Genomic DNA, 20,874 nt, shown 5'->3' with positions numbered 1-20,874 from the left:
ACCTCATTACAAGCAAAGGCCCCGCGGCCTCCCTTCAGGGAAGGCTGCGAGGCCTTTGCTGTTGCCGGTCTGGTGCAAAGCCAACCGGATGTAGCTGCGCGCTGCTAGCCCTCCTGCGGACGGGCGGGCAACGGCGCGGGCCGCACCTGACGATAGCCTTCACGCAGCGGCGGGCGGTCAGTAGGCAGCTCCTGGATCATCTCCTTAAGGGCACCGATGCCATACTCGAGTTGCGGATCGCTGCCTGCGGCATAGGCGTGCGGCGGGAAGAGCACCTCGATGTCCGGCTCCACACCGCGGTTTTCAACATCCCAGCCGATCCCACCGCCAAACCAAGTAGCGTAGCGGGGCTGCGTCACCCCGGTGCCGTCGGCCAGCGCAAAACGGTTGTCAATGCCCACCACGCCACCCCATGTCCGTACCCCAATGACGGGACCGATGCCCCTCAGTTTGGACACTTGGGTGATGATGTCGCCATCTGATCCGGCAAATTCGTCTGCCAGGATAATCACTGGACCCCGCGGAGCATGGTGGGGATAAGTCCGTGGCTTCTCGCCACGCGGCATACTCCACCCAGTGACCTTCCGGCCAATGAGCTCAGCCACGAGTTGCGAGGTGTGGCCCCCACGGTTACGCCGTACGTCTACGATCAACCCGTCCAAGGCCGTTTCGGTGTCGAGGTCACGATGCAACTGTGCCCAACCATTGGCCATCATGTCCGGGATGTGCAGGTAGCCGAACTTGTCGCCGGATGCCTCACGCACCGTGCGCCGGTTGGCCCGGACCCAGTCCTGGTAGCGCAACCGCTCCTCGTCCGGGATGGGGACAACGGCAACGCGGCGCTGGGCACCCGCAGCTCCGCCATGTCCTGGCCCATTCAAGAGTGTCAATTCAACAGTTCGCCCTGCTGCCCCCACCAATTGCATGGCAGGCGTCAGCGCCGCGGAAAGCTCGACGCCGTCAATCGCCAGGAGGACGTCGCCCACCTTCGCATCCGCGCCGGGACGCGTCAAGGGCGAGGTTGCGAGGGGATCGGAAGACTCTCCAGCCAGGATCCGGGTTATCTCCCAGCCTTTGCTGCCGAGCTGCAACTCAGCGCCCAGCCTGCCTTGACCATTGCGGCCAGGTTCAGCCACAGCGGCGGGCCGCACATAAGCATGCGAGGTTCCCAGTTCGCCGTGGATCTCCCACAACAGGTCCACGAGGTCGTCGTGGGACCCCAGGCGGTCCACGATCGGACGGTAGCGTTTGTAGACGGAATCCCAATCCTGGCCAGCCATGTCCGGAGCCCAGAAAAAGTCCCGCTGCAGGCGCCATGCTTCATCAAAGGCCTGGCCCCAGGCAGCCACGGGATCCAGGATCACGCGGATCCTGTTCAGGTCCACTTTGACCAGTTCCCCGGATTCCTCGTCCACCTTGCTGTCTGAGGGAACTGACATGATTTGCTTATCAAGGACGTAGACAACCCTCTTGCGATCACCCGACAAGCGGTAACTGTCTACAGCAGGAACGAGGGTGGTCTCCTTGCGCTTGGCAAGGTCAAAACGCACCAGCGACGGGGCTGTCTTCTTATCCTGCAGGGTGCCCTTTCCTTCGCCGGTGACACCGGATAGCTCAGTATCAAGCCACAGCAACGCTCCGTCGGCGGCAGCGAGCCCGGAGTAGTTTCCCTGTGGCACTGGAACCGTAATGACCCGGTGTGCAAGGCCTTCCGCGTCGACCCGCACAACTGGCGCGTCGTCGCCGTCGTGCTTTGCTGTTGTAGCCTGCGCGTCCTCAAGGGTGTCCACGGACGGCCCGAAAGGAGACGGTGTATCAGCGGCCAGAGCCAGCAGGTACGGCTTGATCGGGCTCGGGAAGGAAAGGTCGAACGAATGGCCGTCATAGACGGGGTCGAAGCTCCTGTTGGACAGGAACGCCAGGAACTTCCCGTCGGGGGTGAACCGGGGTGATTCATCGCAGAAGCGCCCGTCGGTGGCATCGATGATTCCGGCGTCGGATGCCGAGGGCCTTGCCAGGCGAAGTTTGCTGCGGGAACCGAAGGACGTCACAGGCTCAGACCAGGCAAGCCACTGCGAATCAGCGGACCACGAGAATTGATCGACGCTTCCTTCGCCAATACTGACCAAACGAGTCAATGCCCCGGAAGCGGTGTCGGCTACGAAAACGTCGCCGAAAGCCGTGCCGATGGCCAGCCAACGGCCATCGGGGCTGGCCTCCAGTGCGCTCGTCCTTGTAGGTGCGGGGAAGTCCAGCCGGAGATCGCCCGCTTGATCATCTCCGCCCGGTGCGCCAACTACGGCCGTTCCCCCCAGAGTGTCGGGTGAGGGATCTGCGTGGGCGGCTTCGTCGGAGGGTCCGGCCGCCTTGCCCGTTTCAACGGATTGGGTGGCTGGCTGGTTTGCCGGGGAACTTTCCCCCACGACGTTGGATGCAGAGACCGGCTTGGGGAGTCCGTCGGCTTCACCGGAAACAACAGCGGGTTCGGTGGCCTTCGGCACCTGAACAACTCCGGACAAGCGTGCGGCGATGCGCTTGACGTACAGAGCCTCCACTCCCCCGTGGTCGGCCACATAGGCGATCCGGCCATCCGTCAAAGGACGCGGAAGGCGGGCCCGGACGCCCGGCGTCGCTTCGACCACCCGCGATGGCCCGTCCTTATGCCGGAGCCAGTGGATAGTGCCGTGTGACTCCACGGCGCTGGCTGTTCCTGCAACGTTCGGAAATACATCGCCCAAATGCGCGGATGCTTTCAGCGGGGCGGGACGCCGCGCCGGTGATGCGGAGCCGAGCGTGATCTCCAGCTTCACCGCTTCAGCATCGGCATCAAGCGAGGGCAGAATCCAGAGTTCACCGGCGGATTCGAAGATTATCCGCTGTCCGTCCGTGCTGGCGTGCCGGACATAGAAATCCTCATGGTCCGTGTGGCGGCGCAGTCCTGACCCGTCAGGAAGAACGGAGTAGAGGTTTCCGTAGCCTTCGTGGTCTGAAAGGAAGGCGATGCGCCCCTGGATCCATAACGGGTCCGTCAGGTTGCCCTCAATGTCGGGAATCAAGCGCTCGAACTCACCGTTGCCGTCTGAGTCGATCCACAACTTGCCGCCAGTGCCACCCCGGTAACGCTTCCACCAAGCCGGCTCCCGGGAAAGGACGCTCGCCAGGACGACGGGCTTCTCGTCACCGATTTCGGGTCCAAAGGCAACGCCCTCCACCGGTCCGAAGGGAAGTTCGACGGCGGCACCTCCCTTCAGGGGGAGGCTATAGGCGTACGTGTGCCGGCTCTCGGACCGCTGGAACGCGCTGGTCACCAGGACGTTCCCCGCAGGCGTGAAACCCTTGACCCGGGTTGTGGCGTGTCCAAAGTAGCTCAGCTGCTTGTACCCGCCACCGTCGACGTCCGCGGTGACAACCTCCGGTGAGGTACCAACAACAGCAGTCCACACCAGCCGCTTGCCATCAGGAGTGAAGCGGGGGTTCCTTGCCGGCATTTGCTGGGACGAGACACGCCAGGCGCGGCCACCTGAGACGGGGGCGATCCAGATGTCGTCTTCGGCCACGAACGTGACCAGTTCGCCATGCACATGCGGGAAACGGAGGTAGCTGGAGGAGGTCATTGTTCGATCATAGTCAAGAGGCGCCGTGGCAAGAGGCACCCGCCCCGCGCTTCGCACGCCGTTTCTGCCTCATGCTTGGGTCGTGATGAGATGAGTCATGCGAATCGTAATGTCCGGAGCCTCAGGGATGATCGGGACGGCAGTGTCCGAGCATCTGAAAAGTACAGGTGACGACGTCATCCGGCTGGTGCGCCGGCCTGCAAAGACTGAGGACGAAAGGACATGGGATCCAGCCACGGGAGACTTGGACGAGGCCGTCCTCGAAGGCGCGGATGCTGTGATCAACTTGTCGGGCGCCGGAATAGGGGACCGACCCTGGACCAGGCACCGGATTGCTGTCATTCGTGACTCGCGCCTTCAGGCCACCCGGACACTGACGGCGGCCATGCGTCGCCTTGGCCAGCCGGAGTTGTCCTTCGTCAGCCAGTCAGCGTCCGGCTACTACGGCGCCTCCCGGCAAGGCCTGCTCCGTGAGGACTCGGGTCCAGGTCAAGGAGTGCTGGGCGCGCTATGTGTCGAATGGGAGCAAACCGCCAGAACCGCTCCCTCCAGCGTGAGGGTAGTGACACCCCGGACCGGAGTGGTGTTGAGCACTTCCGGCGGCGCGCTCGGACCGATGCTTCCCCTGCTCAGGCTTGGGCTTGGTGGACCCTTCGGAAATGGGCGACAATTCTGGCCGTGGATCACCCTTGCCGACGAAGCCGCTGCACTGGCCTTCCTCCTCAAGTCCGATCTGGAAAGTGCGGTTAATGTGTGCGCCCCGGAAAGCGCAGACGTCAACACCATCGTCGGGCGGCTTGCGAAAGCCTTCCACCGCCCGGCCTTCGTGCGCGTCCCCCGGCCCGCCCTCCGGCTCGTCCTTGGCCGGCTTGCTGACGAACTCGTCCTGGCGAACCAAAGAATGGAGCCGGCAAAGCTTGCCGCCGCCGGTTTTCACTGGAAACACCCCGGGCTCGATGAAGCCATGGAGTGGCTGACGGGTAACCCTTCCAGCTAAACCATTCCGAACCCAGGACGGCAACACCCACGTCAACGAACATCCTTGGCAATGCCGCTAAGCAGGACCGAGAATCTCCGAGATGCTCCACTGCCCAGCCAATCTGACAAGGACCAGGCGTAACTGCTGGGGCTCCCCGGCGGGCCGGGACTTCACCAGGCGATCCGACCGGTCGCGCTCCTCGTAGCCGGAGGTCGTGGCGGTCAGGGCAACGACGGCGCGATCAACCTCCTGTGGGCCCAGCACCGATACATTGCTCAAGCTGGTGGTGAGTCCGGCAAAGTGGATACCGTCAGCCCTTAGCTGCTCCCCCAACGTCTCATCTGCCGCTTGGGCAGGTGAGCCTGCTGCGTTAACGCTTGCGAGCAATTCAAGACGATCCAGTCCCAGCGCCATGTCGCGCACGGCCGATAACGCGTGCACGGCGATTGTCGGATCCTCGGAGCGGAGCGCATCCAAACGCGCTGCCGGAATGGGCTGGTTGGTTTGGGTGGTTTGCGTGGCCTGGGTCGTTGTCCCTGGATTTACCAAGGACGTCGAACCCGACGCGGGCTCCTGGATCCCCAGCCAGAAGGCCCACCCCACCGCACCAACCGACACCACGCCAGCCACCAGCAAGCCGACCCGGATAGTTAAACGTGGCCCTCGCTGCGGTTGCCTTCTCCGCTGCGGTTGCCCTTTTCGCTTTCGGCGTTCAGGGCGCGGTGTCATTGCTGTCCGCACGGGCCAAAGCCGCGACACAGCGTCCGTCTGTGGAATCCTGCCCAGTGAAATCCTGCTCAGTGGATTCCTCCGCTGGGGTCGGCCCCCGGCCTGCCGCCGCGTGAGCAGCTCCGGAATCACGGAGGAATGGACGGAACCAGCCAGGTCCACGGGCTGCGCCGCAGCGCTGCGATATATAGCTGTTCCCAGTTCCCGGGCGGTGGGACGCGCCCGGGGATCGGGGTCCAGTCCCGCTTCAAGGGCAGCGGCGAGCCCTTTGGGGACCTCGGGGACCAAGAGAGGCAGTGGTGGGCGGTGCTTGGCGATTTCCGGCGCCCTGCCGGTCAAGCAATACCACCCAAGTGCCGCCAGCGAATACACATCCCGTTCCGGCTGCAAGGCTTCTCTGGCACCATTACCAGGGGCGCCCCGGGCGCTGACAGACGTATCAACGAAGCCGTCCGTGCCGACGTCGAGGCTTTGATTCTTCTCACCCACGACGCCGGCCACGCCAAGGTCTGCCACAAGGGGCTTCCCTTGTGCCGTAAACAGCACGTTGCCCGGGGAAATATCCCCGTGGGCCGTTCCCTGGGCATGCAGGTAAGCCAGGACCTGGGCAACAGGGGTCAGAATCGTCACGACTTCTCCGACTCCAAGCTTGCGCCGGCCGCCCACCAGATTCGCAAGGGAACCTCCTGCGGCAAAGTCCATGACCAGGCCAACGCTGCCCGTACCCACGCCGGGCAGCTTCACGACGTCGTGAAGGCGGATAAGGTGCTCATGCTGGAGCCCGGACAGGATCCGGCCCTCACGGAAGCCATGTTCGGAATCTGGTCCCGTCGAACCACCGGAACCCTTGCCGGGACCGCCAGTGACGCATTTGATGGCGAATCGGGCGCCGTCCTTGTCCCTGCTGGCAAGCCAGACTGTCGAAGAGCAACCGCTGCCCAGTGGGCGTAATGGCGTGTATCCCGGTATGTGCGGGATCAAGGGGGCGGGAACATCCGTAGTTTCCATACCCAAGGTCTACCGGATGATCCGATTTCCCGCAGAAGTTATCCACAGGCAGGTCCAGGTTGCGGGGCAAGGGCTACGCCGACGGATGCGACTGAGAGGTTCACCACAAAATCATGGTGAGTGACTTGCTGGGTCTAAGCTTGAACCCATGACTCTTGAGTTTTCACAACTGGGTCTTGCCCCGGATTTCGTTGATTACGTGCAGGGCTGGGACCTACAGCGCGAGATCCACAACAAAGTTGTTGCCGGCGAGAAAAACAGCACCGTCCTGCTCCTTGAGCACTCCGCCGTCTACACGGCGGGCAAGCTCACTGAAGACCATGAACGCCCCTTTGACGGCACCCCCGTGGTCCCCGTGGATCGTGGTGGCAAGTTAACGTGGCACGGGCCGGGCCAACTTATCGCCTATCCGATCCTCAAACTCAAGAACCGAGCGGGAATCCGGGACTATGTCGAGCGGCTCGAAGCCACCATGATCGCCGTCATGACGGACTACGGCATCCCGGCAGTCACCGTGAAGGGCCGGGCGGGCGTATGGATCCTCGCCGATGACAAGGGCCCGGACCGCAAGATTGCCGCGATCGGCATCCGCGTCCTTGACGGCGTCACCATGCATGGTGTCGCCATCAACTGCAGCAACGACCTCGCGCCGTATGCGCAGATTATCGCGTGCGGAATCACCGACGCCAGCGTCACCACCATGTCGCTGGAGACTGGCCGGACCATCAACCCGGCAGACATCGTTGACCGCTTCGTGGAAGAGTTCCGCAAGCATGAAGAAGCACTCGTTTCCACCCCAGAAGGAGCACTCCAGTGACCCTGGCACCTGAAGGCCGTAAGTTGCTGCGCGTTGAGCAGCGCAACTCGGCTGTCCCGGTTGAACGCAAGCCCGAGTGGATCAAGGCCAAGGTCCAGATGGGGCCCGAGTTCGTCGGTCTGAAGAACCTGGTGAAGAAGGAAGGCCTGCACACCGTGTGCGAGGAGGCCGGCTGCCCGAACATTTTCGAGTGCTGGGAAGACAAGGAAGCGACGTTCCTGATCGGCGGGTCCGAATGCACCCGCCGCTGTGATTTCTGCCAGATCGACACCGGCAAACCCTCCCCGGTGGACATGTTCGAACCCACCAAGGTGGCCCGGTCCGTGCAGGCCATGCAGCTGCGCTACGCCACCGTCACCGGGGTGGCCCGTGACGACCTCGCCGACGAAGGCGTCTGGCTGTACGCCGAAACGGTCCGCAAGATCCACGAACTGAACCCCGGCACCGGGGTGGAGCTGCTCATCCCGGACTTCTCCGGCAAACCCGAACACATCAAGGCGATCTGCGATTCCAAGCCCGAGGTGTTCGCGCACAACGTCGAAACCGTGCCCAGGATCTTCAAGCGGATCCGCCCGGCGTTCCGATACGAACGCTCCCTGGATGTCATCACCCAGGGCCGGGACCTTGGCATGGTGACCAAGTCCAACCTGATCCTGGGCATGGGCGAAACCCGCGAGGAAATCTCCGAAGCGCTCCGGGACCTGCACGCCGCCGGGTGTGACCTGATCACGATCACCCAGTACCTGCGCCCGTCCGAACGTCACCTGCCCGTGGACCGCTGGGTCAAACCGCAGGAGTTCGTGGACCTCCAGCACGAGGCCGAGGAAATCGGCTTCCTCGGTGTCATGTCCGGGCCCCTGGTCCGCTCCTCCTACCGGGCCGGGCGTTTGTGGGCCACCGCGATGCGCAAGAAGGGCTGGGAAATCCCCGCCGCCCTGGCCCACATCGAGTCCTCCGGCACCACCCGCCAGGAAGCCTCCACCATCCTCGCCGCCCACGCCTAAGCCCGGGTCGGCAAACACTTCACCAGCAACACCATGAAGCAGTATCGAAGGGCCGGATGCCAAGCGTAATGGCGTCCGGTCCTTCGACGTCCATCACGTAGAATTAAGGCACTATGGCGAATTCCTCTGATTCCAGCAAATCGACCCCCTCGGCCGACGCCCCCAAGCGTGGGCTGTTCCAGCGCAAGCCCAAGGAAGCCAAGGCCAAGAAGCCGAGCCAGCTGAAGCAGATCGCTGAAGTCTTCAAGATGACGCGGCGCAATGATCCCCAGGTCGTGTGGATCATGCTGCTGGCATTCCTGGCGGTAGTTGCCGTGGCCTTCCTCATCGGCTACCTCCTGGAAAACTGGGTTACCGGTCTCATCATCGGTATTCCGTTGGGTCTCCTCGCCGCCGTTTTCATCCTCTCCCGTCGCGCAGAGAAGGCTGCCTTCGCGCAGATCGAGAACCAGCCCGGTGCGTCCGGAGCGGCCTTGGGTACTCTACGTCGCGGCTGGGTCACCCAGGACCAGCCTGTCGCGGTTAACCCCCGCACTCAGGACGCCGTGTTCATGGCAATTGGTCGTCCCGGCGTCGTTTTGGTTACCGAAGGACCCACGCATCGCGTCAAACCGTTGGTGGAAGCGGAGCGCAAGCGCCTCACGCGCATCCTGCCCAACGTCACCATCCACGTGCTGGAATCCGGTCGCGGCGAGGGCCAGGTGCCTCTGAACAAACTCGCCAAGACCATGGGCAAGATGAAGAACGAACTCACCAAGGTTGAGGTCAACGCTGTGTCCAAGCGCATCAACTCCCTTGGTACCCGCCTGCCGATCCCCAAGGGCATCGATCCCTACAAGGCCCGCCCGGACCGCAAGGCTGCACGCGGACGCTGATTGTCCGTAGGTGCTTGTTTGCCCCTACGAAAACCGCCCCTGTCTCAAAGGAGACTGGGGCGGTTTTTATTGGTGCTTGCTTGCTCTGGAGTTGGTTCCAACCGGTGAGGACTGAAGATCCTACATCCGAATGAGGATGGTGTTCATGGCTTTATCGTGAAGTCCACGCTGGTCCGGATCAAAGATGACTGCCGGGATAACCAGGCATAGGAGCAAGGTGCGCACAACAGCGGCCAGGGGGCCTGCGGGACCTCCCCCTAAGCGGACCACATGAATGCCCGCTATCCTGTGGCCGATGCTGTAGCCGAGGGTGCCGATCAGGAGAATCTGCTCAGCCGCAAAAACTGCGAGCGTTGCCCACTGGTTGCCCCCAAATGCGAAGTTGCTAATGACGAGAGAAATCGTCCAGTCGATCACGATGCCCAGAATTCGTCGCCCGGCCCGTGCCATGGAGCCTGGTCCGGATTCAGGAAGTCCGAGTCTCTCGCCCGGATATTTGGAGATGCCGGACGTGTCCGGCCCGCTCAACCAGGAGCCTATGTCTTTTCGATCAACCACTCTCCAAGCCTAACGGCTGGCGGACCGACAGTCCGACGACGATGGCCGCCTTTCGTGCCCGCCTGTGCGCCTGTATGGCGCCAAAGTGTTCGCCCACTGGACCCGCATGGACCTGACACCGGAAAGCCGACTACCGTTTACACAACAGATCATTCTGTAACCTGCCCGAAACAATACTGACACTCCCGGGAAATCCCATCTCCCTATGGTGGTATGAGTTGCCAGCCACCGCGGCAAGGGGAATTTTTTGTGTCTCCGGGCCTCCGGCATGGGCTGGCTCACGCGGCCTTCCGGGCCTGTTACTTGATATGCATAAGGAGCATAGATGTTCAAGACTGCGGACGAAGTCCTCAAGTTCATCAAAGACGAAGACGTCAAATTCGTCGATATCCGCTTCACCGACCTTCCGGGCGTCCAGCAGCACTTCAACGTGCCGGCGAAGAGCGTAGACCTCGACTTCTTCGTGAACGGTCAGCTCTTCGACGGATCTTCCATCCGCGGCTTCCAGGGCATCGCTGAGTCCGACATGCAGCTCATCCCGGATGTGACCTCGGCTTTCATCGACACATTCCGCATTGAGAAGACGCTTGCGCTGAACTTCTCCATCGTGAACCCCCGCACTGGCGACCCCTACCACCGCGACCCCCGTGGCGTAGCGGAGAAGGCTGAAGCGTACCTGGCCTCCACCGGTATCGCAGACACGGCATTCTTTGCTCCCGAGGCCGAGTTCTTCGTCTTCGACAACATCCAGTACCAGTCCTCCCCGCAGGGCAGCTTCTACAAGATCGACTCCGAAGAAGCCCACTGGAACACCGGCCGCAAGGAAGAAGGCGGAAACCTCGGCTACAAGACCCCCGTCAAGGGCGGTTACTTCCCGGTTTCCCCCACCGACAAGCAGGCTGACCTCCGCGACGCCATGTGCGTTGAACTGGACAAGGCCGGCCTCGAGGTCGAGCGCTCCCACCACGAAGTTGGCTCCGCCGGCCAGGCAGAGATCAACTACAAGTTCACCACGCTGACTGCAGCTGCTGACGACCTCCAGAAGTTCAAGTACGTCATCAAGAACACTGCAGACGCTTGGGGCAAGTCCGTAACCTTCATGCCGAAGCCCGTCTTCGGTGACAACGGCTCGGGCATGCACTGCCACCAGTCGCTGTGGAGCAACGGCGACCCGCTGTTCTACGACGAAAAGGGCTACGCTGGCCTCTCCGACACCGCCCGCTGGTACATCGGCGGCCTGCTGAAGCACTCCTCGGCAGTGCTCGCATTCACCAACCCGACGGTCAACTCGTACCGCCGTCTGGTCAAGGGCTTCGAAGCTCCGGTCAACATGGTCTACTCGCAGGGCAACCGCTCTGCTGGTATCCGCATCCCCATCACTGGCTCCAACCCGAAGGCCAAGCGCATCGAATTCCGCGCTCCGGACCCTTCGTCCAACCCGTACCTGGCCTTTGCTGCCCAGCTGATGGCCGGCATTGACGGCATCCGCAACCGCATCGAGCCCCCGGCTCCCATCGACAAGGACCTCTACGAGCTCCCGGCCGAGGAAGCCAAGGACATCCCCAAGGCTCCGGGTTCCCTGGAAGAAGCCCTCGAGGCCCTGCGCGAGGACAACGAGTTCCTGCAGGCCGGCGGTGTCTTCACCCAGGACCTGATCGATACTTGGATCGAATACAAGTACGAGAATGAGATTCGCCCGCTGTCGCTGCGCCCGAACCCGTACGAGTTCGAGCTCTACTACGGCGTCTAGCAACACCGGCGGCTAAACCACGTTTAGTCCGCACGGAACCCATCGAGGTTCCCGGTTAAGAAAGGCCGGCAACAGGTTTGTACCTGTTGCCGGCCTTCTTTTTGCTCCCGCTGCCGCCCGGGTCGGCAAGATCCCCAGGCTCTGGCCAACTGGGCCCTATTCGGATTCCTTGCCCTGATCACGGTCCCGGATGTTTTTCCCGAACTCGTCCAGCTTCTCCCTGACAGCCTTCGCGGCATCCGCAAGACCCTTTTCCGCAGTGCTCAGGGGATCGAGTTGAAGGTAGACGTGCTGATCGATCGGGAGGTCGTACTCGTCCTTCAGATGCGTGCCGCCGGAAACGCCATCGAGTGACAAATATACGAGCGCCTCAGTTCTTGCGATGCCAGCGATCGTCCCGAAGACAACCGTGAAATCATTGGGCTGAAAGCTAATGGATTGACCCACGTGGCGGCGATCCAACTCTCCGGCGGGAATAGCCTTCTCAAACGAACTTCCGTTGTATTCCATGTACTTCTCCTAAGCATCGAGAGTAGTTACGGAACCGAGTCTATAAGGCTCTTCAACGGATGAACCAGCATCTCGCCTTTGGTCTAGTGCCTGGTTTTCGGGACTTCCCCAGGTTGCTGCGGGGCTGCGCAGTGCGCACAAAACACCCGATCAGTTTCCTCACCGCAGCACTGACAGCGGTGAATCAATGCCGCTTGTTCAATCACATAGGTTGTCATAGCAGATATGGTGCCTACCGGCCGCAAGTCAGCGCACGAGTAGTGTGTACTCGTTTTTTACCCTTCCGGCACAGCAAACTACTTGGTTTCGAAAACGCCCAGCACCTCCGGGGCAGCGACCTCCCCGGCGGCAGAGCCAGAAGCAGGGGCGCCAGCAGACATGAGTGAAAGGCCCTGCGCTCCCCCGTCATCCTGCCGCCATTCGGCGTCAGCAAAAGTGGCGAAACAGCGCCGGCACGCATAGACGTCGCCACTGCCGTGCCGGGAAGCCCAGTGCGGCCCCGCCTGTTCACACCGGAAGCACGTCGCATCTGAGAAGGTCGCGCCCTCCGAATCCCGCTTGACTGTCACGCGAGAATCCTAAGGGACATCGTGCCCGAACGAACAGACCCCAAGGGATGCTCCCCAACGCTGGTCGTCGGAACTGGTCCTACTGCTTCCCGTACTTCTTATGTACCGCCTGCTTGCTGACTCCGAGGCAAAGTGCGATCGCCTCCCACGACAAACCAGCCTGTCTGGCTGCACGTACAAGGGAAGCCTCGGCCCTGCCAACTTCCTTGTGAAGTTCAGCGACGGCGTATAGCGCCTCCGCGGGCCCCATGCCGTCCATTGATCCAACAAGTGTTTTCATTCTGTCCACCTCCATGGCGTCAACCATAGTTGACGTCATGGTCATCGTCAACCTACATTGACGGCAACCCAAGAGACCTAAGTGCCCTCGAAGGCCCTGTACATAATGCGCTGCGGGCCGGAGTTCCCGCCCAGGTAGCGCCCAGTGTCCACAAAACCAGCCTTTGCATAAGCCGCAATGGCAGCGGGGTTACGCTCGTTGACGGAAAGCACGACGCCGGCCTGGCCGCCGCCCTGCCTGGCCGTCAGTTTGCGGGCTTCCCCCACTGCAGCCCTTGCCGCCAGAGCCCCGAGGCCCTGGCCTTGGGATTTCGAGTCGATGAGGAAACCCCTGAGAAGCCACGCGGAATCGTCGTCCTGCCATCCAGCCAGGCGCGCAGCTCCACTTTGCAGGGTCAGGACTCCCACACCCACCCCGTTGGCCTCGATCACATAGGGAGAGCGGGATTCCTCTTCAAGACTGATCAGCATCATGCGAAGCGGGTCGCCGACGAAGTCCGTTTGATTCGCCGCCACGGCCATTTCGGCCACCGCCCCCAAGTGGATGGCGCGCGCGTCATCGTCCAGCATCTTGAGCGGTATAAGCCAAACGCCCGCCAACGCGCGACCATCACGAGGGACGAGATTCAGCTCCAGGTCATCATCGGGCATTCCAGTCCTCAGTTGCCGTAGAACTCTTTTTCGAAGACAGCCCGGGCGCGGCGGCTCAGGCGCAAATAGTCCTCCTCGAACTGACCTGCGGCTCCCGGCGCATAGCCACACCAGCGTGCCACAGCTTCAAGGTCCCTCCGCGACGATGGAAGTACATCCGAGGCCCGGCCTGTCACGATGACGTTTGCCGAGCGGATGCGACTGGCGAGCTTCCACGCCTCCCGTAAGAGTCCGGCGTCGTCCTTGCCAAGAAGGCCAAGGTTCTCGGCCGCGGCAAGTGCCTCCAAGGTAGACGTAGTGCGCAACGCAGGCTGCTTGCCCGCATGCTGCAACTGGATGAGCTGGACAAGCCATTCGACATCGCTCAATCCACCGCGGCCAAGCTTCACGTGGCGGGCCGGATCAGCCCCACGAGGCAGCCGCTCCGATTCCACGCGGGCCTTGATGCGCCGGATTTCCCTGACATCCTGTTCGGAGAGCTCAGCCGGGTAGCGGATGGGATCAATAAGCCGAAGGAAGTCCACTGCCAAATCGTCTGAACCGGCCATGGGACGCGCCCGCAGCAGCGCCTGAGCTTCCCATATCAATGACCACCGGCGGTAGTACTCGGCATAGGACTCCAAGGACCGGACCATGGCGCCGTTCTTGCCTTCGGGCCGCAGGTCCGCATCCACCATCAACACCCGCTCGGCCATGATTGCGGGCTTGAGCGGCTGGGTAAGAAGACTGGAGACTTTGGCGACGATCGCCGTCGCCTGCTCCTGCGCTTCCTCATCACTGAATCCAGGCCGGGCGCGGTGAACGTACATGACGTCAGCGTCAGAGCCGTAGCCGATTTCGCGGCCACCCTGCCGGCCCATCGCTACCACCAGAACCTCGGTTTTCAGAGGCTCGGACTGGGTAGCTATGGCTTCTGCCACATGCAGGGCTCCGAGCACGGCCGCCCGGTCTGTTTCGGCCAACGCCAGTCCCACTGCGTCCTGGTCAAGCAAACCCGCACTATCGGCAATCGCGATCCGCAGAATCTCCCGCCGACGGATCAACCGGATCAGGCGCATGGCACTCTCCGGATCCGGATGCCGGGACAATTTGGACCGTATTTCCTGCCATTGCGCCTCAAAGGAGATGGGAGCCAGGTCCTTGTCGCTGCCAAGCCACGCCACGGACTCCGGTGAAACTTCCAGGAGGTCCGAAATGAGCCTGGAATTGGCAAGTACCTGGCAGAGGCGTTCGGCTGCCGCCTGGGAATCACGAAGCATCCCCAGATACCAGTGTGTGGTGCCCAACGCTTCGCTGACTCTTCGGAATGCAAGGAGCCCGGCATCGGGGTCCACGCCTTCGGCAAGCCAGCCAAGAAGAATGGGCAACAGTTGCCGCTGCAGCGCCGCACGTCGGCTGACACCGGCAGTCAGCGCCTCAATGTGACGCAGTGCGCCCTTGGGATCGAGGTAGCCGAGGGCGGCAAGACGGCCCTGGGCTGCTTCCGGGCTCAGTTTGGCGTCTTCGCTGCTGAGTTTGGCGGCGGTATTGAGGAGCGGCCGGTAGAAAATACGCTCGTGCAGTTCCCGAACAGACCGCTTGGTCTTCTGCCAGGTCGCCATCAGCTGGTCAGGATGGGGGCGTTCGAGCGAGAAGGGCCCCAGGACAGCCTTTGCCAACACCCGTTGGGCATCTTCCGCGGTTGGCATGAGGTGCGTCCGGCGCAACTGGAACAATTGAATTCGGTGCTCCAGAAGCCGGAGATAGCGGTACGCGTTATCGAAACCGGCGGCGTCGGCACGTCCGATGTAGCCGCCGGCGGACAATGCCTCGATGGCCGAAGTGGTGTCGCGGCAGCGAAGAGACTCGTCCGACTTGCCGTGAACCAGCTGCAACAACTGCACGGTGAATTCGACGTCGCGAAGCCCGCCGCGGCCAAGTTTGATCTGCCGCTGTTCCTCGGCGGCCGGAATGTAGTCCGTGACCCGGCGCCTCATGGCCTGGACGGACTCGACGAAGCCATCACGGCCGGCGGAAGCCCACACGAGCGGCTCAACGGCCTTTTCATAGCGCTGGCCCAGTTCCCTGTCGCCGGCAATCGTGCGGGCCTTCAGCAACGCCTGGAATTCCCAGCTCTCAGCCCATCGGGCGTAGTAGCTCAGATGCGAAGGGAGGGTCCGCACCAACGGCCCGGATTTTCCTTCAGGGCGGAGGTTCGGGTCCACTTCCCACAAACCCGGCTCGGGTGCGGAGGAGGAAATCGCCCGCGAGATGCCCGATGCCAGGGCGGTCCCGATAGTCGCTGCGCGGGCGTCGTCAAGCTCCTCTGCCTCGATGACGTAAATAACATCGACGTCGGAAATGTAGTTCAGCTCGCGGGCGCCACATTTGCCCATGCCAATGACAGCGAGTCCGACGTCGGCGACCTCCGAGGCATCGAACTGGGCCGCCGCCTCGGCCCGGGAAACGGCAAGGGCGGCTTCAATGGCCGCACCAGCGAGGTCTGCAAGCTCTGCACCCACGGCGGGCATGAAGTCTTGCGGCGACGCAGCGCAGAGGTCCTTGATGGCAAGCTCCGTCAGGCCGCGGCGGTACGCCGTCCGCAAGGCCGCGTACGCCGGAAGCCCCGTCAACCCGGCCACCGGGCGCTGCGCACCTGGCTCGGCCTTGACCGAACGAAGCAGCAGGGACCTGAGTTCTTCGCTTGATGCCGGGAGTGGCTCCGGGCTTACCCGGGCGTCGAAAACGTCCAGGTGCTCCGGCCTGCGCATGAGGAACTCACCCAGCGCCTCCGATGCCCCCAACAGCCGGTACAGGGATTCGCTCGTGTCCGGGTCAGCGCCCGCCAACTTCTTGAGGCCGGGGTTCTTCTCAATCAGCCGGACGAGTGACTGCAACGCTGTATCCGGGCTCGCCGCCAAGGAGAGCCCGGCGAACAGGGCATCCTGTTCGATGCCTTCCAGTTCGGGGGCAGCAAGAAAGCGCTCGCCCTTTTCCAGGTCGCTGAATCCGGCTGAGATGAGCCGACGTGCAAGGCTCATTGGCCCTGCCTACAGAATGCCGAGGTTGCGCTGCAGCTCGTACGGCGTGACCTGGAGACGGTAGTCCTGCCATTCCGCGCGCTTGTTGCGCAGGAAGTGTTCGAAGACCTGCTCACCCAGGATCTGGGCCACCAGCTCCGATTCCTCCATGGCACGGATGGCATCGTGGAGGCTGGCCGGCAGCGGAGCGTGGCCCATGGCTTTGCGCTCCGCGGTGGTCAGCGACCAAACGTCATCTTCGGCAGCTGCCGGAAGTTCGTAGCCTTCCTCGATACCCTTCAAACCGGCTCCCAGAAGGACGGCGTAGGCCAGGTACGGGTTGGTTGCGGAGTCGATGCCGCGGTACTCGATGCGCGCCGACTGGCCCTTGCCGGGCTTGTACAACGGCACACGCACCAACGCGGAGCGGTTGTTGTGGCCCCAGCTCAGATAGCTCGGTGCCTCACCGCCGCCCCAGAGCCGCTTATAGGAGTTCACGAACTGATTCGTAACCGCGGTGAATTCCGGTGCGTGCTTGAGGATACCGGCAATGAACTGTCGGGCAGTCTTGGACAGCTGGAACTCCGCACCGGCTTCAAAGAATGCGTTGGTGTCCCCCTCGAAGAGCGAGAAGTGTGTGTGCATTCCAGAACCGGGGTGGTCCGTGAACGGCTTGGGCATGAACGTGGCATATGTGCCCTGCTGCAGGGCCACTTCCTTGATGACAGTGCGGAAGGTCATGATGTTGTCCGCAGTCTGCAGGGCATCCGCGTAGCGCAGGTCAATTTCGTTCTGGCCTGGACCGCCCTCGTGGTGGCTGAACTCCACCGAGATACCTACGGATTCCAGCATGGTCACGGCGGTACGCCGGAAGTCCTGCGCAACACCACCCGGGACGTGGTCGAAGTAGCCGCCTTCGTCAACAGGGACCGGCGCACCGTTGGGGCCAAGCTCCTTTGACTTGAGCAGGTAGAACTCGATTTCAGGGTGCGTGTAGCAGGTGAAACCCATGTCCGCGGCCTTGGCAAGGGTCCGCTTGAGGACGTTCCGGGGGTCTGCTGCCGAGGGTTCCCCGTCCGGCGTCAGGACGTCGCAGAACATCCTGGACGTTTGTTCGGTCTCACCGCGCCAAGGCAGGATCTGGAAGGTTGAGGGGTCAGGCTGTGCCAGCATGTCGGATTCAAAAACCCGCGCAAGGCCTTCGATCGCTGAACCATCGAATCCCAGGCCCTCTTCGAAGGCACCTTCAACTTCTGCCGGCGCAAGAGCCACAGACTTCAGTGAACCCACGACGTCGGTGAACCACAAGCGTACGAAGCGCACGTCACGCTCTTCGATCGTCCGCAGAACGAACTCTTGCTGGCGGTCCATAGGGCCTCTTTTCCGGTTCGGTGTCCATGCCGCAGTTCCCATCATTGAAGCCACGGCAGCTCAGACTTCACTCTACTAAGCATTCGGTGCGAATGCCGCCGCAGTAGCTGCGCGTAACACAGCGTTTACAAACAGTGACCCTTGACACTCTGCTGGCAGGCGTCGCCGGCACGGCTTAGGCTCTATCCATGGCCCCAAGCAACCTCCCTGAGTCCACCACGCCCGCCGAAGTCCCCGCGCCCTATGGCAACGGTCCGGCGGCTGCAGTCCAGGCACCGTCAACGGGCGCCAAGAAACAGGTCAGCAGGGTGCGCATCCATCACCTTCAGCAGGCCAAGGACAACGGCGAACACTTCGCTATGCTCACCGCCTACGAGCAATACACCGCTGAGATCTTCGACCAAGCAGGGATCGAAGTCCTCCTGGTGGGTGACTCCGCGTCAAACAACGTCTTCGGCAACGAGACCAGCCTTCCCGTCACTGTGGACGAGCTGCTGCCCCTATGCCGGGCAGTAAGCCGTTCAGCCAAGCGCGCCCTGGTCCTGGCTGACCTGCCGTTTGGCAGCTACGAGGTTTCAACCGAGCAGGCAGTCGCCACCGGCGTGCGTTTCCTCAAGGAAGGATTGGCCCACGCGGTCAAAATCGAAGGCTCTGCATACTACGCGGAGACTGTGAAGGCCATGGTCCAGGCAGGCATTCCTGTCATGGCCCACATTGGATTCACTCCCCAAAGTGAACACTCCCTGGGTGGCTACCGGGTCCAAGGCAGGGGCGATGACGCCCAACGGCTGATCGAGGACGCAGTGGCGTTGCAGGACGCAGGCGCCTTCAGCGTCCTCATGGAAATGGTGCCCGCGGATACCGCTGCTGCCGTCGATGCCGCGTTGCGCGTACCGACGGTAGGCATCGGAGCCGGCAAGAGCACCACCGGCCAAGTGCTGGTCTGGCAGGACATGGCCGGACTGCGAGGGGGCAAGATGGCGAAGTTCGTCAAGCAGTATGCAGACCTTCGCACGACGCTCACGGATGCCGCCGCAGCCTTTGGAGAGGACGTCAGGTCCGGAGGATTCCCCGGACCTGAGCATTCCTTCTAAGGTGTTCCGGGCCTTCTAAGATGTCCCGGGTGCCCTAGTCATCGTCCTGGGCGTCCCAGGCATCGTTGCGTTGCTTGACCTTTTCCAGCGCGTGCTCGGCTTCTTCCCTGGTCTTGTAAGGACCAATCAGCTGTGTCCAATCGGACATGGCGTCCTCTTCGATCTCATGCGTCTTGACGTTGTACCAGTACTCCGTCACGTCTCCTCCTCGTCCCGTTTGCCCTCAAACGCGTAACGTTGGCGGAGTCACGTGGGCCCAGCCGCGCTTTGTTACTTGCGTCTCTTGTGTGCCTTATATGATCAATCTATGCCTTCTCTTGCTTCGACCGCACCCATCGGCACGCTCACTCCGGGAATCATCAGCCCCGAACGGCCCGTCCCGGCGTCGATCCCCCGCCCCGAGTACGTCGGCAAGAAGGCACCCAGCAAGTTCACCGGCTCCGAAGTGAAGTCTGCGGAGACCATCGAGAAGATCCGTATCGCCAGCAGGATTGCTGCCCAGGCCATCGTTGAAGTTGGCAAGCACATCCAGCCCGGCGTGACGACGGACCAGTTGGACAAGATTGGGCACGAGTTCCTTGTGGACCACAATGCCTACCCGTCCACGCTGGGCTACCGGGGCTTCCCGAAGTCTCTCTGCTCTTCCCTCAATGAAGTTATCTGCCACGGCATCCCCGATTCCACGGTGGTTCAGGATGGGGACATCCTGAACATTGACATCACCGCATTCATCGGTGGAGTGCATGGAGATACCAATTACACTTTCCTGGTTGGCGACGTGGACGAGGAATCCCGTTTGCTGGTTGAGCGTACGCAGGAGTCGCTCAACCGCGCCATCAAGGCCGTGGCCCCCGGCCGCGAAATCAACGTAATCGGCCGCGCGATCCAGTCCTACGCCAAGCGCTTCGGCTATGGCGTGGTACGGGATTTCACTGGCCACGGTGTTGGTGAGGCGTTCCACACGGGCCTCATCATTCCGCATTACGACGCAGCCCCGGCGTACAACACCGTGATCGAGGCAGGCATGGTCTTCACCATCGAACCCATGCTGACCCTTGGCACGATCGAATGGGATATGTGGTCCGACGACTGGACCGTCGTTACCAGGGACCACAAGCGCACGGCCCAATTCGAGCACACCCTGCTGGTCACCGAGACCGGCGCGGAAATCCTGACCCTTCCCTAGCTTTCCGGAAGGTCCATCGCAGCCCCGGGCGGCTGCGCCATGCCCACCCCTCCTGCCATGATCGGAATTGCATTGTCCAAGAAGGATGAGAAGACCCACAAGAACGCTCCGCTGATCGGAATCGACATCGGCGGCACGGGTATCAAAGGCGGCATCGTCGACCTCAAGAAGGGCAAGCTGATCGGCGAACGCTTCCGGGTTCCCACGCCGCAGCCAGCCACCCCCGAAGCAGTTGCCGAAGTTGTGGCAGAAATCGTCGAAGAACTGTCCAGCCGCCCTGACGCTCCTGCGGCGGATTCCCCTGTGGGTGTCACCTTCCCGGGCATCATCCAGCACGGTGTGGTCAACTCTGCCGCAAATGTGGACAAGTCCTGGCTGGGCACCGACATCGACAAGAAGTTTACTGAGCGACTGGGCCGACCCGTCGAAGTCATCAACGATGCCGACGCCGCCGGTCTCGCAGAGGCCCGCTACGGCGCGGGTGAGGGCGTGGACGGCACCGTCCTGGTCATCACGCTCGGAACCGGAATCGGCTCCGCCTTCATCTTCAACGGTCAATTGGTTCCCAACGCCGAGCTAGGCCACCTTGAGGTGGACGGATTCGACGCCGAAACCAAGGCATCAGCCGTGGCGCGCGAACGCGATGGCTTGAGCTGGGACGAGTACGGCGTCCTGCTTAACCGCTACCTGCAGCACGTCGAGTTCCTGTTCTCCCCCGAACTTTTCATCATCGGTGGCGGCATCTCCAAGCGTTCGGATGAATACTTCCCGCACCTGCAATTGCGCACCAACATTGTCACCGCCAAGTTGAAGAACGACGCCGGCATTGTCGGTGCCGCCCTTGAAGTCGCCTTGCACCACAAGCTGGCAAAGTAACCGGT

18 protein-coding genes are annotated in these 20,874 nt (G+C 62.2%); 8 read left to right on the top strand and 10 right to left on the bottom strand.

What is annotated here, in order from left to right; genetic code table 11:
- Positions 1 to 104 precede the first annotated feature (104 nt).
- Positions 105 to 3,614: a S41 family peptidase gene (locus LDN82_RS08880; protein ID WP_224167072.1), complete on the bottom strand. Its 3,510-nt coding sequence runs from the start codon at positions 3,612 to 3,614 to the stop codon at positions 105 to 107.
- A 97-nt stretch (positions 3,615 to 3,711) separates the two neighbouring features.
- On the opposite strand from LDN82_RS08880, the gene LDN82_RS08875 reads away from it, so the two are divergent.
- Positions 3,712 to 4,611 (top strand): TIGR01777 family oxidoreductase, encoded by a 900-nt coding sequence (locus LDN82_RS08875; protein WP_224167071.1) that lies wholly within the window; start codon positions 3,712 to 3,714, stop codon positions 4,609 to 4,611.
- Between the two features lie 57 nt (positions 4,612 to 4,668).
- On the opposite strand, the gene LDN82_RS08870 is transcribed toward LDN82_RS08875, so the two are convergent.
- A complete protein-coding gene (locus LDN82_RS08870; RefSeq protein ID WP_224167070.1) occupies positions 4,669 to 6,330 on the bottom strand; it encodes a serine/threonine-protein kinase in 1,662 nt (553 codons plus the stop codon).
- Between the two features lie 148 nt (positions 6,331 to 6,478).
- Here LDN82_RS08870 and lipB point away from each other — a divergent pair, with 148 nt between their 5' ends.
- The 3 genes from lipB (at position 6,479) to LDN82_RS08855 (ending at position 9,026) form a co-directional block, all read left to right on the top strand.
- Positions 6,479 to 7,147, top strand: a complete 669-nt coding sequence (lipB, locus tag LDN82_RS08865) for a lipoyl(octanoyl) transferase LipB (RefSeq protein WP_224089582.1) — start codon at positions 6,479 to 6,481, stop codon at positions 7,145 to 7,147.
- A complete protein-coding gene (gene lipA / locus LDN82_RS08860; RefSeq protein WP_223936751.1) occupies positions 7,144 to 8,151 on the top strand; it encodes a lipoyl synthase in 1,008 nt (335 codons plus the stop codon). The genes lipB and lipA overlap by 4 nt, the downstream gene beginning before the upstream one ends.
- 113 nt (positions 8,152 to 8,264) lie before the next feature.
- Positions 8,265 to 9,026, top strand: a complete 762-nt coding sequence (locus LDN82_RS08855; protein WP_224089580.1) for a DUF4191 domain-containing protein — start codon at positions 8,265 to 8,267, stop codon at positions 9,024 to 9,026.
- 120 nt (positions 9,027 to 9,146) lie between these two features.
- On the opposite strand, the gene LDN82_RS08850 is transcribed toward LDN82_RS08855, so the two are convergent.
- On the bottom strand, positions 9,147 to 9,584 hold the full coding sequence (locus tag LDN82_RS08850; RefSeq protein WP_224167069.1) for an RDD family protein: 438 nt from the start codon (positions 9,582 to 9,584) through the stop codon (positions 9,147 to 9,149).
- Positions 9,585 to 9,909: 325 nt separating this feature from the next.
- On the opposite strand from LDN82_RS08850, the gene glnA reads away from it, so the two are divergent.
- Positions 9,910 to 11,334: a type I glutamate--ammonia ligase gene (gene glnA / locus LDN82_RS08845; protein ID WP_216923010.1), complete on the top strand. Its 1,425-nt coding sequence runs from the start codon at positions 9,910 to 9,912 to the stop codon at positions 11,332 to 11,334.
- Positions 11,335 to 11,490: 156 nt separating this feature from the next.
- Here the strand turns inward: glnA and LDN82_RS08840 are convergent, their stop codons facing one another.
- The 6 genes from LDN82_RS08840 to LDN82_RS08815 form a co-directional block, all read right to left on the bottom strand.
- Complete coding sequence (locus tag LDN82_RS08840; RefSeq protein ID WP_224089577.1) at positions 11,491 to 11,844, bottom strand: hypothetical protein; 354 nt, start codon at positions 11,842 to 11,844, stop codon at positions 11,491 to 11,493.
- Positions 11,845 to 12,140: 296 nt separating this feature from the next.
- Positions 12,141 to 12,413: a hypothetical protein gene (locus LDN82_RS08835; RefSeq protein ID WP_224167068.1), complete on the bottom strand. Its 273-nt coding sequence runs from the start codon at positions 12,411 to 12,413 to the stop codon at positions 12,141 to 12,143.
- 79 nt (positions 12,414 to 12,492) lie between these two features.
- Positions 12,493 to 12,708, bottom strand: a complete 216-nt coding sequence (locus LDN82_RS08830) for an AsnC family protein (RefSeq protein WP_224167504.1) — start codon at positions 12,706 to 12,708, stop codon at positions 12,493 to 12,495.
- 62 nt (positions 12,709 to 12,770) lie between these two features.
- Complete coding sequence (locus tag LDN82_RS08825) at positions 12,771 to 13,343, bottom strand: GNAT family N-acetyltransferase (protein ID WP_224167067.1); 573 nt, start codon at positions 13,341 to 13,343, stop codon at positions 12,771 to 12,773.
- 8 nt (positions 13,344 to 13,351) lie between these two features.
- Positions 13,352 to 16,363 carry a bifunctional [glutamine synthetase] adenylyltransferase/[glutamine synthetase]-adenylyl-L-tyrosine phosphorylase gene (locus LDN82_RS08820; protein WP_224167066.1) on the bottom strand — a complete coding sequence of 1,004 codons (3,012 nt, stop codon included), beginning with the start codon at positions 16,361 to 16,363 and terminating at the stop codon, positions 13,352 to 13,354.
- Between the two features lie 9 nt (positions 16,364 to 16,372).
- Positions 16,373 to 17,713 carry a glutamine synthetase family protein gene (locus LDN82_RS08815; protein ID WP_224089573.1) on the bottom strand — a complete coding sequence of 447 codons (1,341 nt, stop codon included), beginning with the start codon at positions 17,711 to 17,713 and terminating at the stop codon, positions 16,373 to 16,375.
- A 188-nt stretch (positions 17,714 to 17,901) separates the two neighbouring features.
- On the opposite strand from LDN82_RS08815, the gene panB reads away from it, so the two are divergent.
- Positions 17,902 to 18,807 carry a 3-methyl-2-oxobutanoate hydroxymethyltransferase gene (gene panB, locus LDN82_RS08810; protein WP_224089572.1) on the top strand — a complete coding sequence of 302 codons (906 nt, stop codon included), beginning with the start codon at positions 17,902 to 17,904 and terminating at the stop codon, positions 18,805 to 18,807.
- A gap of 34 nt (positions 18,808 to 18,841) precedes the next feature.
- On the opposite strand, the gene LDN82_RS08805 is transcribed toward panB, so the two are convergent.
- Positions 18,842 to 19,006, bottom strand: coding sequence for an SPOR domain-containing protein (locus tag LDN82_RS08805; RefSeq protein ID WP_216922998.1), 165 nt, complete (start codon positions 19,004 to 19,006; stop codon positions 18,842 to 18,844).
- 108 nt (positions 19,007 to 19,114) lie between these two features.
- On the opposite strand from LDN82_RS08805, the gene map reads away from it, so the two are divergent.
- Complete coding sequence (map, locus tag LDN82_RS08800; RefSeq protein ID WP_216922995.1) at positions 19,115 to 19,993, top strand: type I methionyl aminopeptidase; 879 nt, start codon at positions 19,115 to 19,117, stop codon at positions 19,991 to 19,993.
- 72 nt (positions 19,994 to 20,065) lie between these two features.
- A complete protein-coding gene (locus LDN82_RS08795) occupies positions 20,066 to 20,869 on the top strand; it encodes a polyphosphate--glucose phosphotransferase (RefSeq protein ID WP_275959816.1) in 804 nt (267 codons plus the stop codon).
- The last annotated feature ends 5 nt before the right edge of the window (positions 20,870 to 20,874 follow it).

The organism is Arthrobacter sp. StoSoilA2 (assembly GCF_019977195.1).
GTDB lineage: Bacteria > Actinomycetota > Actinomycetes > Actinomycetales > Micrococcaceae > Arthrobacter.
The sequence above is the reverse complement of the archived record's forward strand: the minus strand, read 5'-3'. Positions and strand labels throughout refer to the sequence as shown.